At 65.3% G+C, this 13,391-nt stretch carries 10 protein-coding genes; all 10 read left to right on the forward strand.

Annotation, left to right across the window (positions count from 1 at the left end):
• The first annotated feature begins 107 nt into the window (after window positions 1-107).
• Window positions 108-458 (forward strand): hypothetical protein, encoded by a 351-nt coding sequence (locus FXF65_RS37590; protein WP_148354925.1) that lies wholly within the window; start codon window positions 108-110, stop codon window positions 456-458.
• Entirely contained in the window at window positions 458-1,582 is a 1,125-nt protein-coding gene (locus FXF65_RS37595; protein WP_148354927.1) for a hypothetical protein, read from the forward strand. The genes FXF65_RS37590 and FXF65_RS37595 overlap by 1 nt, the downstream gene beginning before the upstream one ends.
• 178 nt (window positions 1,583-1,760) lie before the next feature.
• A complete protein-coding gene (locus FXF65_RS44210; RefSeq protein WP_187412756.1) occupies window positions 1,761-2,084 on the forward strand; it encodes a hypothetical protein in 324 nt (107 codons plus the stop codon).
• Window positions 2,085-3,219: 1,135 nt separating this feature from the next.
• Window positions 3,220-4,341: a HesA/MoeB/ThiF family protein gene (locus FXF65_RS37610; protein ID WP_148354931.1), complete on the forward strand. Its 1,122-nt coding sequence runs from the start codon at window positions 3,220-3,222 to the stop codon at window positions 4,339-4,341.
• Window positions 4,342-4,364: 23 nt separating this feature from the next.
• Window positions 4,365-5,597 (forward strand): hypothetical protein, encoded by a 1,233-nt coding sequence (locus FXF65_RS37615; protein WP_246199358.1) that lies wholly within the window; start codon window positions 4,365-4,367, stop codon window positions 5,595-5,597.
• 113 nt (window positions 5,598-5,710) lie between these two features.
• On the forward strand, window positions 5,711-6,697 hold the full coding sequence (locus FXF65_RS37620; protein WP_148354935.1) for a LuxR C-terminal-related transcriptional regulator: 987 nt from the start codon (window positions 5,711-5,713) through the stop codon (window positions 6,695-6,697).
• A gap of 280 nt (window positions 6,698-6,977) precedes the next feature.
• Window positions 6,978-7,460 carry a hypothetical protein gene (locus FXF65_RS37625; protein ID WP_148354937.1) on the forward strand — a complete coding sequence of 161 codons (483 nt, stop codon included), beginning with the start codon at window positions 6,978-6,980 and terminating at the stop codon, window positions 7,458-7,460.
• An 86-nt stretch (window positions 7,461-7,546) separates the two neighbouring features.
• The gene (locus tag FXF65_RS37630; RefSeq protein ID WP_148354939.1) at window positions 7,547-9,919 is read left to right on the forward strand and encodes a type IA DNA topoisomerase; all 2,373 of its coding nucleotides are present in this window, start codon (window positions 7,547-7,549) and stop codon (window positions 9,917-9,919) included.
• A 217-nt stretch (window positions 9,920-10,136) separates the two neighbouring features.
• The gene (locus tag FXF65_RS37635) at window positions 10,137-11,036 is read left to right on the forward strand and encodes a hypothetical protein (RefSeq protein ID WP_148354941.1); all 900 of its coding nucleotides are present in this window, start codon (window positions 10,137-10,139) and stop codon (window positions 11,034-11,036) included.
• A gap of 27 nt (window positions 11,037-11,063) precedes the next feature.
• The gene (locus tag FXF65_RS37640; protein WP_222868948.1) at window positions 11,064-13,391 is read left to right on the forward strand and encodes a hypothetical protein; all 2,328 of its coding nucleotides are present in this window, start codon (window positions 11,064-11,066) and stop codon (window positions 13,389-13,391) included.

Genomic DNA, 13,391 nt, shown 5'->3' on the forward strand with positions numbered 1-13,391 from the left:
GCCGAAGGTGTGGGGCTCGGCGGACCGGAAGCCGATCGTCCCCGCCGAGGACCGGAGCTCGGCGCCGTGCTCGCCCGGAGGCTCTCCCCGTGGGAAGGATGGTCAGGATGACGGCCGCTGAGACCGGCCGGGGTCACCGGGATCGCCGTCTGCGCGTCGTCGTCCGATTGCACCCCAACGTCAAGCAGCGTGCTCAGTATTGGGCCGAGCAGCGCGGGTACTCCTCGGTCAACGAGTACATCGCCGATGCGGTCGACGGCCAGATCCGGCGCGAGAACTCCGACTACGACCTGCCGACGCTTGAGATCGCCCGGCTCAACCAGCTCATCGACGAGTTGAAGGCCTTGTCGACCAACAGCGCGAATCTCGAGCGGGTCGTCACGCAGGGCTTCGACTCCCTCATCGGCCTGACCCGGGGCGACAACTACCTTCTGGACGACGAGGACGGTGAGCTGTGATGGCCAACGGTTTCAACGAGCTCCTCGCCGGTGTGAGCACGGACGAGGTCCTTGACGTCGACACCTCGTTCCTCGACGCCTACCGGCGCACCGGCACCGGTGCGGCGCCACGCTCAGACGAGCAGTTCGAACCCAGGTCCGAGCCGGACACCGATGGCGGTGACGATCACGACTTCCGTGCATCGGATGAGGACGCCGACGAGTGGGGCTCCGAGTATCAGCCGGACACCGAGGGCGATGTGAGGCAGGACTCCCCGTCCGGCCAACACGGCGGTGGCAGTGCCGCTGGCTCGGGCGCAGCGGGAGCGATCTCCGCAGCAGTACCCCGGGCCCAGCCGTCGGACCGGGCTCGCGCGTCCGAGACCTCCGAGCCGACCCCGGCCGCCGAGCCTGCGTGCGGCCAGGAGGAGGCCAAGGCCCATCTGCAGGCCGAGAATGCCGTGCGCCAGGAGTCCGTGGTCGTCTCGGCGCACCGCGAGACCGATCAGCAGGACGTGATCCAGTCCGCTGCGTCATCCGGGAAGAAGCGGGGCGGAGGCTACGGCGACGCTTCGTTGCCGAACACCGGTTTCAGTCTCCCGTCGACGGCGAAGCAGCCCTACATCCGCAATGTCCCGCAGGCCCTGACGGGCGTTCTCAGGGAGCGGTTGCGCTCGGCCGCGGTCCGGGAGAAGGGCGTGAGCGACGCCGCCGCCCAGGCGTTCTGCCGGTCGCTGGGCCAGACGGCCCTCGTCACGGCGTTCCTCATGGCCCAGCTCGACGTCCGGATCGACACCGACGCCTCCACGGCGACGGCCGCCGAGCTGTTCCGGTCCCAAAACCCGCTGCTCGGATCGGTCGTGGCGCGGATGGACGAACTCGAGCGCCACGAGCACGACCAGGCGACGCAACTGGAGAAGCTCATCGACGACGTCGCGGCGATCAAGCAGACCGGTCAGGTCCTCGAGCAGGGCCTGGCGTACGCGATCGCCGACAAGACCGAGAACCTCGTCCGCGGCGCCCACAACGTTGGCGTAGTCGACCCGACGCACCGCTCGGCGATGGTCGTGCGCGACAAGATCCGCGAGGCGACGGCGAGCCGGATGCGGCTCGAACGCGAGCGAGACGGAAGGCCGATCCGGTGAGCGAAAGGCTTTCCCAGCCCGCGGGGCCCGGGGTAGCTCACGTTGGGCTGTGCACCTCGGTGCCGCACCCGGCCTGGAGAAACTCACCCAGACCGACTGGCCCAAAGGGCACCGTCCTGACCCGCGCCCAACTGGAAGCCGCTCGCGACGGACGCCCTTACGCCGCTGGCGACGGCTCTTGATCAAGCCCCAGAGCGTGGTCGCCCGAGCCGACGTCGAACGGCTCGCCCTCACCCCTCGCCACCGGATGCTGTACTCCGTCCCCGTCGCGTCGGCAGCTCCCGTGATCGAAGTGATCGACGACGAAACCGTCGCCGTCGAGGACCTGAAGGCCGGCGTCGAGCAGCTCGATGCCTTGGAACAGCGGTGGGGCCAGTTCGACCGCGCAGGAGTTGCCGCGTTCACCGTCGCCGACACCAACGTCTTCCTTCACCGCGCGGACCGTTTGGAAACCCTGGATTCGAGGGTGCAGAAGCCTTCGCTGTCGATCACCGATTGGTGAACAAAGAAGTCGGCGGCGCCGTCATCGGGGCGATGAATCCGAACCCCTTGTCGACGTTGCACCACTTCACGGTTCCCTGATTCATGTGGACGTCCCTCTTCGGCCTGGCGCGATCGACTGATGCCGCCGAGCCGTCATCCCGACCGAAGTCGCAGCTCCCGCGCGATGGGAAGAGGTTCCGGCGCTGCGGCCCCGGTTCCGAGCGGGGTCACTGGTGCCGGCGTCGAACCAGGTGCCGGAAGGCGCACAAAAAGAAGGGGACTGCTCGCGGGCAGTTCTTACGTGCCCAGCCCGGGGACGTGGGTGAGGACGGGCGGAGGCCCGCCCGTCCCCGCTTCCGCCACTACGGTCGGCGACCACCACCCGGTCTGCCAACTCTCGAGCAGGCGCCCGCTGGCTCTGATCTCGACCATCGCTGTCGGGAACCAGCCAGTCGTGTTGGTGCCATAGATAAGCACTTCCAAAAATGGGCAGAGCTGAAGATGATTAAGCCAACAACCTACGCCGACTCGCGAGCGAGAGAAGAAAGCATCATGAGCACCCCGCCTTTCAAGCCATCATCGAAATCGAGTTTTTACGCCGACCGCACTGGAGGCTTCGGCTGGGAGTAGAAAACGTATATCACGCTGCTGACTTTCATGGCGGATCGCGATAGGCAAGATATTCGCCCGGACGAGTCGCAAGTCCGGGAGGCTCTGTACCGAATCGCTATTCCAGAAGAGCGGTTGGAGCACGTCCACGTAAGGACATCTCCGGGTTATGTCGCGATACTGGTCTTTTACCTGGCATCTTCACCGGATGTCGCCACAAGAATGGTGGAACGCCTGTGCAGCAGAGTGGCCAGACAGCCGTTCTTCGAGGCGTGGCACTATGAGATACATGAAGACTTTCGCCTTCTATATTGATGCAATAGTGAAGGCGACAAGCAGACAACAGGGAAGGGGGGTGCAAGCATGAAGATTCAGATTCGCAAGGTCGAGTCGATCAAGTCCACTACTTGCGGACGAGACGAGTCCTGAGTGAAAGTCTCGCATTTCATTCCGTTCGTGTGAAAGTTCACGTTGACTGAGGGGCGGTGCTCGCGACCGCCTTGCGGGCACCCCCCTCGGTGGCACGTCAGAGAAGGAGGAGTTCAATGAAGGTCGCTTTGAAGGACAGCGTATGGGAGCGGTCAGGCGAGACGCTCATAGTCATGTGTGATCCGGTCGTTCAGATAGAACTGGTGGATCCAGAAGAGCATGTCGAGACCTTGCTGTCGGTGCTTTCCGCGGGTCCCCTGACTGTTCCGCAACTGCGGCGACGATTGATCGACCATGGAATTGAAGTCTCCATGTCGGAGTTGCGGCAGGTGCTTGCCGATCTCGATTCGCTGCGCCTGCTCACTGATCCAGAGGGGCAAAGCCTCGGAGATCCGGCCGACGACGAGAGGTTTCACAGCAATCTGTTCTTTTTTGACCTCTTCTCCACCATGGGATACTCCCGGGCGGCCATGCAAGAACGGCTCCTCGGGGCGCATGTTCTCCAACTCGGCACCGGAGGTGTCGGGTCCAGTGTTCTCCAGCATCTCGCCGGCTTGGGAATAGGGCGTATCACGCTGCTGGACTTTGACTTGGTTGAACCGCGTAATTTCGCTCGCCAATACCTCTACCGACGGGCCGACATTGGAAGCCCAAAAGTGCGGCGTGCGGAACACTGGCTGCAGGCGTTCGACCCACGCGTTCACGTAGAGGCCGTCGAACAACGGGTGACCAGCCCTCGTGACGTGACCGCTCTGCTCGCCGACGTGGACGTGGTATCGGCCGCCATCGACAGCCCAAAAGAGGTCGACGGCTGGGTCAACGAGGCCTGTATGGAGGCGAGCGTCCCTTTCGTGCGCGGTGGGATAAGCGGCACCCGTCTACGGTATTACTCAGTCGATCCGGGCAAGAGCCCCTGCCTGGCCTGCGCACAGCGAATGGATGATGAAATCATCGCTGGCGCGCAGGCCGACGCCGCCGCGTGGCGGCTCAGTGGCCGGCTACCGTCGGTCAACCGCGCGATTGGCCCGGTGGCGGGGCTCCTGGGCTCGATGGTGGCCTTCGAGATCCTGCGGTATCTGATTCGCTACGAGCCGCCACACGCGGCAGGCGCCTATGTGACCTGGGACGCCGCCGACCATCTCCAGCAAAAGCACATGTCGTGGACGCCCGATCCCTCCTGCCGCCTCTGCCGAGATGCACGCGAACGGCATGCAAGGCCGCTGGCGGTGTCACAGTGACCGGACAGCTCCGAGGACAGCACGTGCGGCTGCGGCCGCTCACTCTTCTCGACGAGGGCCCCGACGAGGTCCTTGTGGGGAGCCCGGAGTCCGGCACCTACATCACCGTGCCAACCGTGGGAGCTCTGGTGATCCGAGCGCTTGAGCGTGGCGCGAGTATCCCGGAGGCCCAGGTGGAGGCAACGCGGTACGCAGGCGAACCCGTTGACGTGGCTGCCTTTGTTGGCGGCCTACGAGAACTGGGATTCCTCGCCGAGCACGACGATGAGGACGGGAGGCGGCATGCGGACGCACCAGCACGGATTCGACGCACCGCCCCGATCCAGCAACGTCGCTGGGTGACCGGCCTGGATACACGAAAGGCTCGGCCCTTCTTCTCGCGGGCCGCATGGCTGTGCTACGCGGGGGCTTTGGTGTTCAGCGTGGGCTGCTTCGTCCTTCGCCCCTCGCTCATACCCAGGCCTGGCGACGTCTTCCTCTTCGAGGATCGCGGACTCGCCGTGCTTTTCCTGTTGCCCTTCGGCTATCTGATGTCGGCGCTGCATGAGGGCTGGCACTGGCTGGCCGCCCGCGCAGCCGGGGTGAGCGCCCGGTTCGGAATCGACAGGCGTCTGTACTTCATGGTCTTCGAGACCGATCTGTCACAACTGTGGACACTGCCCAGACGTCAGCGGTACGGCCCCCAGCTCGCGGGCCTGGCCATCGATTCCTTCGTGCTTGGTGGGCTGGTCGGCATCCGGTTGCTCGACGAGACCGGCTGGTGTGATGTGCCGGCCCTTGTCGCAGGGGTTGCCGGAGCTCTGGCGTTCATGACGCTGTCGAGCATGGTATGGCAATGCATGGTGTTCCTGCGCACCGATCTATATGGCGTCCTTCTCACGCTGACCGGCTGCCATGACCTGTGGAACACCAAGACCCTTCTGCTGCGCCGGGCCTTCGGGCGCCTCGGACCAGCACACTCTGAGCAACTCGCCTCGGCACGACCGCGTGACGTGGCGGTCGCACGCTGGTTCCGCTGGGTCTATCTGATCGGTGTACCGGTCGCACTCGCCCACTACGCGGTGTTCCGAGTGCCCATCTTCGCTGGCGTGGCCATCTGGGCCTGCCACGGGCTCGCCGTCGGCCCCCTCGCCGCACGCTTCTGGTACACCCTCGCCATCTCCAGCGCCGTGTTCCTTCCCTCGCTGGTGGTGATGACGACCTGGCTTCTGGACCTGTACCGACGCCGACTCACCATGCCGCTCACCCAAGCCTGAGGCTTGGCCGTGCGCGTGCGAGTCGCCCCACCGGCGCTCCCACCGCCTCCTTCGCGCCGCGGAGCATGAGAGATCGCCTGTCTCCCGCCGATCTCCTATGTGAAGATCAACTCATGCTGGAGTCACTCGGGCTGGATGCCTCCGCTGAAGCCGTCTACATTGCAATGTTGACCAACCCTGACATGGGAGTGACAGCGCTCGCCGCCCACCTGGCTCTCGACGTGAGCGAGGTGCGGAACGCGTTGGGTCACCTGGCGGATCTCGCCCTGTTGCGCCCCTCAAGAGAGTTTCCCGGCACGCTCCGCCCGGTGAATCCGGAGGCCGGGCTGATGGCGCTGGTCCACCAACAGCAGGCTGACCTGCTCCGTCGCCAGCAGGAGGTGGCCGTCGCGCAGGCGGCCATTGCCCGGATGGTCGCCGACAACCGGGATACTGACGTCGGCACATCGCACCCAGGGGTGGAACGGCTGATCGGACTGGACGCGATCCAGACGCGACTCGAGGGCTTGGCCCGGGTCAGCAGCACTGAGTGCCTGTCGGTCATGCCCGGCGGCGGTCAGAAAGCCGAGACTCTTGAGGCCAGCCGGACACTGGACGAGGAAGCCCTGGACCGCGGAGTGGCGATCCGGACCCTTTACCAGGACAGTGTTCGTAACGACAGTAATACCGTGGCGTATGCGCAACGGCTGGCGGAACTTGGCGGCGAGGTTCGGACCGCTCCAGTCCTACCGGCCAGGATGCTCATCATCGACCGACGGCTCGCGTTGCTTCCCCTCGACCCGAAAGACAGCAGCAAGGGTGCCATGCAAGTCGATTCGCCCGGCATCGTCTCCGCTCTCATCACCTTGTTCGAGCATATCTGGGAGGTCGCCACACCAATCGGAGAGGCCACCAGACCAGATGGGGTAACCGGACTGACCCCCTTGGAAAGTGAACTCATCCGCCTTCTCGCGCAGGGACTCACCGACGAGGCGGCGGCCAAGCACCTCGGCGTGTCTTCTCGTACGGTCGCTCGGATGATGGCCGACCTGATGAAACGGCTCGCAGCCACAAGCCGTTTCCAAGCAGGAGCCAAAGCAGCCCAACAACGATGGATTTGAGATTCAGCCAGGCGACGGCGTGCCAGCGTCCTGCGCGGCCACAGACCCGCGGCACCGTCCGCCACGGCCCACACCCACACGTCCAGCAGCCTGCCGTTGGCATTGACGCGAAATCTGCCCCTGCCGGTGGCGACCGACTCCGACCGGCCGTCCGGGCAGCCCGTCAGAGCCGACGAGGCGGTCGGCTTCAGAGTGAGCGGACCTGATGGAACTCGATTTCCACCCCGCGCTAGGCCTGCTCGGCGAGGCTCTGAACTCCCGCTGGTAGGGCAACACTGAGATGGCTGACGATGACAGCGTACGCCTTTGCCTCGGAGAAGGCCTGTTCCCGCAGCTCGGCGGCGCGGTGACGTGCCTCGAGACGCATTTCGGCGTGGAGCTCAAGCGCGCTGTGCCGATGCTGGCCAGGCGGAAGGACCGCGGCCGGTCCCGGATCGACGCGGTGGTCGTCGGCGAAAAGATCGCGCTGGAGTACGACGGGTGGTTCTGGCACCGCGAGGAGCGGCGGCTCGACAGTGACACCTGGAAGTCGCAGGCATTGCTCGATGCCGACTGGAGCGTGATCCGGATCCGCGAGATCGCGCACGCAGGGGCTCTGCCGGCATTGCCCATCGACTCGCCTCGGCACGTCGAGATCCAGCATCGCAGGGCGGACGGCTTCATGGTCGAGGACCCGGTCGGTCCGTGTCGGGCGATCGCCGCGCTGATCGAGTCGCTGCACAGGCAGGGCTCTGACGAGGATCCTCCGGTTCTGGTCACCTGATCCAGAATGATGATTCTGGATGATTTGACACTCTTTCGGATAGACTTGTCTTGACAAGCAAGTCATCCATTGAGCGGAGCCACAGAATGACTGTCGGAATCCTCATGGAAAAGCCCTCGGCTGCCCGCAACGGGCAGGCAGCCTGGGGCGGGGCCTCGGGCACGTTCAATGGAGAGCAGTACGTCATCGCGAATGCTCGCGGTCACCTCTACGAGTTCGTCGCCCCACACATGATGGTCGACCCGTCACTCGCGGAGAAGTACCAGAAGTGGGGTCTGGTGAACCTGCCGTGGAACCCGGATGAGATGACCTGGAGACTTGAGCCGATCAAGGGCACGACGCAGGTGCGCAACGACTTGAAGTCGAAGCTGGCGTCCTGCGACGAGATCGCTATTGCGACCGATGACGATCCAACCGGCGAGGGGGATGCGATCGCTATCCGGGCGATCATCGAGTTGGGCTTAACTGGCAAGAAGTTCTCGCGCTTGTACTTCGCCGACGAGTCGCCGCCGTCTCTGCAGAGGGCGTTCAAGGACCGCAAGCGGATCCCGTCGCTGGCTGACCACCCGGCGTTCAAGAAGGCGGCCTTCCGTTCCTCATGGGATCTGCTCAGCATGCAGTGGACCCGGGCTGCCACGAACATGGCCCGGGCCTTGGGCCACGACACCGTGCTGCGGCAGGGCCGGCTGAAGTCGGCGATGGTCAAGCTCGTCGGAGACCAGCTCAAGGCCCACAGCGACTATGTGCGGAGGCCGTTCTTCCAGAACCGCTTCCGCGACGAGAACGGCGTCATGTACACCAGCCCCGACGAGCCCAGGTTCGACCACCGAGACGAGGTCCCGCGGCAGTACGCGGCCTCGCCGGTGGTCTGTGACAGCGTCCAGACCAAGCTGACCGTTCCCCCGAAATTGCTCGACCTCGCGGCCCTGTCCTCTCTCCTGGTCGGCAGGGGCGTCAAAGCCGGACCGGTGCTCAAGACGTATCAGGCGATGTACGAGGCGCAGGTCGTGAGCTACCCGCGTACCGAGGACAAGACGATCACCCCAGAGCAGTTCGACGAGCTCGCCCCTCTGGTCGACAGGATCGCCGGCGCGGTCGGCGTCGACCCTGCGCTGCTGACGCACCGTGAGCCGCGCAGGACCCACGTCAAGGCGCAGGGTGCGCACGGCGCGAACCGGCCGGGTCCGAAGGTGCCCGTTTCCTTGGAGGAGGTCGAACGGCGGTTCGGCCGGACCGGTCGGCTCATCTACGCGACCCTGGCGAGGAACTATCTGAGCATCCTGGCCGAGGACCACGTCTACGAGCAGCACAAGGGCCACGTCGCCGCGTACCCCGGCTTCACCGGGGTCGCGAACGTGCCGAAGCGGCCGGGGTGGAAGGCGGTGTTCGACCCGGACGCCGGTGATGTCGCCGCCTCGGACGGCGGCGAGCACGAGAACGCGCAGGGATTGGGCACACGCGCCGAGCCGCTGGTCTTTGAGGGCGCGAACAAGCGCCCGGAGCATCCGAGCATGAAGTGGCTGATGCAGCAACTGGAGAAGCGCGATGTCGGCACCGGCGCCACGCGCACCTCCACCTATTGCGAGGTGACGAACGCCAAGGCCAAGCATCCGCTGCTGGTCGAGGAGGGCCGCAAGGTCACGCTCGCCGAGGCCGGGGAGATGAGCTGGCGTCTTCTGCCTGGCACGCACATCGGGGACCTGGCGCTGACCGAGAAGGTCTACGCGGACATGACGCGGATCGCCGCTGGGACCGCGACCGCGCAGGAGTGCCTCACGGTCGTCGCGGGCTGGGTCGTCGAGGACATCGCGACGATGCGCAAGAACGCCGCGGCGATGCGGAACCGGCGGGGGCCGGGCCGGGTGGCCGTCCAGCGGTGCGAGGGCGTCTGGCTGGCGGCTCCCGGGGGCCCGAAGAAGGTCGCCTTCAACAAGGCGTGGGCGGGGCACGAGTTCACCGACGCCGAATGCGACAAGCTCCTCGCCGGCGAGCAGATCACCTTTCAGGCGACGAGCAGGGCCGGCAATCGGTTCACGGCGACCGGGGCGCTCGAGGTGGCCGAGCACGGGGGCACAAAGTTCGTCGGATTCCACCTCCATGCGCCCGGCGAGCCGACGACCTGGTGCCAGCACCCCTTCACCCGGTCCGAGGTGGACCGGCTGCTGGCGGGCGAGAGGCTCGAGATCGACGACTTTGTCGGTAGGACGGGCCGCATCTTCAGCTGCGTCGTGTCGTGGGACGCCAGCGCCAAGAAGCTCGTCCCGGACTTCGGCTCGGACGACCAGCCGCCGCGGTCCTGGTGCCAGCGCACGTTCACCGACGACGAGCGGAGGAGGCTGGCTGCGGGCGAGTCGCTCACCCTCGACGGCTTCGTGTCGAAGAAGGGGTCGGCCTTCACCGCGACCGTGTCCTTCAAGCAGGCCAAGGGCAGGAAGAGGATTGTGCCGAGCTTCGGCTGATTCGGGCGGCGCCTCATCACCGCCGCCGCAGCACACCATCGCCTTGGCGATTCGGACAGGGCAGTCAAAAGACCGGGTGCTACCATGTATATGGTCGTGAAATACGATTTGTATAGATTTGCATGGTATTCACATAGCAAGTCCGAGCATGGATGACTCGTCTATGAGGATGATGTCGGCTTAGTCGTTCGGTAAGGCGAGAGATGGGGAGTCGGCTGTGGCGAAGACGGTCTTCCATGTGCCTGCGAGTCTCAACAGGAGCTTCCTCGACCACGAGATCACGCTGACGGGAGGGGGGTGGCAGGCCAGGCCGTCGCCCATCAAGCAGTTGCTCTTCTTCGGCGGTGGGATCCTCGTCACGATGTGGGCGGCGACGGCGACGTTCATCTCCTCGGCCGACCCGTTGGTTATCGTCGTGTTCGTCAGCTGGGCGCTCGTCGCCGTTGTCTACCTCGGCGGGCTGACGAAGACCAAGGAACTGCGGTTCATGACGGTCCCCGCGTTCTTGGCGTATCTGCCGGGGAGGGCCCGCCACGTGTACACCAGGCGCAGTTCGGACCCGAGCGAGTTCTACTCGATCGTCGGAATCGATGACGTGGATGCCGAGGGGGAGATCCGTTTCGCCGATGGCAGCGTCGGTCAGGTCTACCTCGTCGTCGGCTCGGCGAGCTACCTGCTCTTCGACGACGACCGGACCCAGATCCTCGACCGGGTCGACGCCTTCTGGCGCAAGGTGAACCCCAGCTGCGAGTACGTCTTCGTCACGACGAAGGAGCCGCAGCGGATCTACCACCAGGTGGCCAATCTCGAGCGACGCCGCCACCAACTCGAACTGATGGACCCGGATCTGCTCGAACTGCAGGACGAGCAGTACGACATCCTCACCGGACACGTCGGCGGAAGATTCACCTCGATCCACCAGTACGTCCTTCTCAAAGGCAAGAGCGCCGACGCCCTGCGGCAGGCGCACCTGATCCTTCAGGCCGAGGTCGAGGGCTCACCGCTCGTGATCAAAGAGGTGACGGTCCTCGACCGCGACGAGGCCCTTCAGACGCTCCGGGTTTTCTACCAGAGCACGGACAACGATCCGTTCACGCCCAACGAATCGCTGAGCTGAGACGGCCCACGCGAGGGAGCACAGGCGATGCCGATGATGAGGAGATTGCGGGCGCAGCTCGGCATTGCGGCCACGACCGCTGATCGGCCCGAGCAGGTCGACAGCGAGCCGGCGGGCGCGCCGAATGCCGAGCATGACGTCATCGGCGAAGCGACGGCCGCGCTCGGCCGGGTCGGCGAGGCACCCGGGGCCGGGCTCGAGGGCGCTGGATCGAAGCAGGAGAACAAGCCCGGGTGGTGGCGGCGACGGCAGGAGATGAAGCGGCTCGAAGGCCGGTTCGAGTCTTATCCGCACCTGCTCGCGCTCAAGCCCAAGGAGAGGTACGTCTTTCGATCGGACTACTTCGAGGTCGACGGCTGCGTCGGCTGTGTGCTGGCGTTCTTCCACGACGAGGCCGCCCATGACGGGTTCGCGCCGTTCTGGGGCATCGACCGGATCCCCGACGGCCTCGACGAGGGCGTGACCGCCGTCGTCCTGGAACAGGTCGTGCGGATGAGCGAGAAGTGGATCGACCAGAACACCAGGACCTCTGAGAGGCTCGACAAACTCGACGGCCAAGAGCAGGAGGAGACGGGCACGACCTCCTCCAGGCGCAGGGCCGCGAAGGTCTCCAGCGATCTGGAGACCACGATCGGCGAGATCCAGGACGGGGCGGCCTACCTGTCGGTGCACGACCGGCTGCTGCTCAAGGCCCCGGACCTGGCGAGGCTTGAGGATTCGATCGAGCGGGTCGCCCGGCTCTACATCGACCGCTTCGGCACGCTCACGGCGGCGGCCTACGCCGGTGAGCAGCGCCAGGAACTGTCCGGCCTGTTCAAGATCAACGACAAGAAGCGGGGCAAGGGCTTCCATTACACCTCGACCGAGTTCGCCGGCTCGTACTCGCTGGTGACCAACGGCCTCAACGACCGGTCCGGCGAATACGTCGGCTACATGGTCGGCGACGTCAACAACTCGGCGGTGCTGTTTGACGCTGACGCATACGAGCACCACGTCGTCGTCGCCGACGGGGCGCTGTCGACCTTTCTGGACCGGGCGCAGATCGCCGACATGTGGTGCTCCAAGCTCTCGCAGGCGTGCCTGCTGTCCAACGGCAGCGTCGTCCATCTCGTCCTGGACGGGGCGGATCTGGACTCGCTCGGGCCGCGGTTCGACGGGCTGACCTCGCGCGTGGATCTCAACCTGGGCGAGGTCAACATGTTCGAGATGTTCGGCGAGCACGACGACGAGCTGGTGGTCTTCGCCGCCCAGATGCACAAGCTCACGCTCATGTTCGAGCAGCTGTATGAGTCGACCGACGGGTCGGTGGCCTCGATCATCCGCTCGCAGTTGGAGAAGACGGCGACGCAGTTCTACATCGACCAGCGGATGTGGGTGCGCAACGCCAAGCGGCAGCGGCACCGCCTGCGCGTGGTCGGGATCCCGCACGAGCAGGTGCCCCGCCTGCAGATGTTCGTGTCCTACCTCGACACGGCCCACAAGGCGCTACTGCACTCCCCCAAGACCGATCCGGACCAGCTGCGGGCCTACAACATGCTCACGGGCATCGCCAAGAACCTGCTCGACAACAACGGCGACCTGTTCAACAACCACACGGCCGCGGCCGTCGACGGGGTGCGCGGCGCCAAGCGCGTCGTCTACGACTTCTCCGAGCTCATGCGTCGCGGCAAAGGTGTGGCCATGGCCCAACTGGTCAACATCGTCGGCTTTGCCATCGGCAAGCTCGATGCCGGCGACACCGTGATCATCCACGGGGCCGAGTACATCGACGACCGGGTGAAGACCTACATCCAGATGCAGTTCGAGCAGCTCTACCGGCGCGGTGGCCGGGTCGTCTTCAGCTACAACGACGTCGACACGATGCTCGACGACATCGCGTTCAACACCTTCGACGCGGCCGACTACACGATCTTCGGATCGATGCGCGAGGGGACCGTGGCGAAATACCAGGATCTGCTTCACCAGCGGATCCCGCCGGATCTGGCCCGGCTCATCACCCGCAAGGGCGAGAACCTCAGCTACCTGCGCCGCGGCGTGTCGAACGTGGTCTTCCACCTCGACCTGGCACTGGGGATCAATCCCCATCGGGAGAAGCAGCGCCGCCAGATGCGATGGGAGGCGTCCAGGGCGGCGGAGGCGGCCAAGTTCGATTCGATCATGCGGGCGGCCCCGGTCCCCGGCGCGAATATGACGAGCGTCGGGATTGGTGGGGCAGGCCGTTCGAATGGCCGTATGCGCGGCCCGCGGACGATGAACACATCCAGGCGGAAGTCCTTGGTGGGCGCGTCGACGCAGACACCGGACGCGACGCGGATGGCCAAGCGCCGGCGAAGCGGGCTTAGGGGCGAGCAATGA

It is taken from the genome of Actinomadura syzygii, assembly GCF_008085905.1.
In the GTDB taxonomy this organism is placed as follows: domain Bacteria; phylum Actinomycetota; class Actinomycetes; order Streptosporangiales; family Streptosporangiaceae; genus Spirillospora; species Spirillospora syzygii.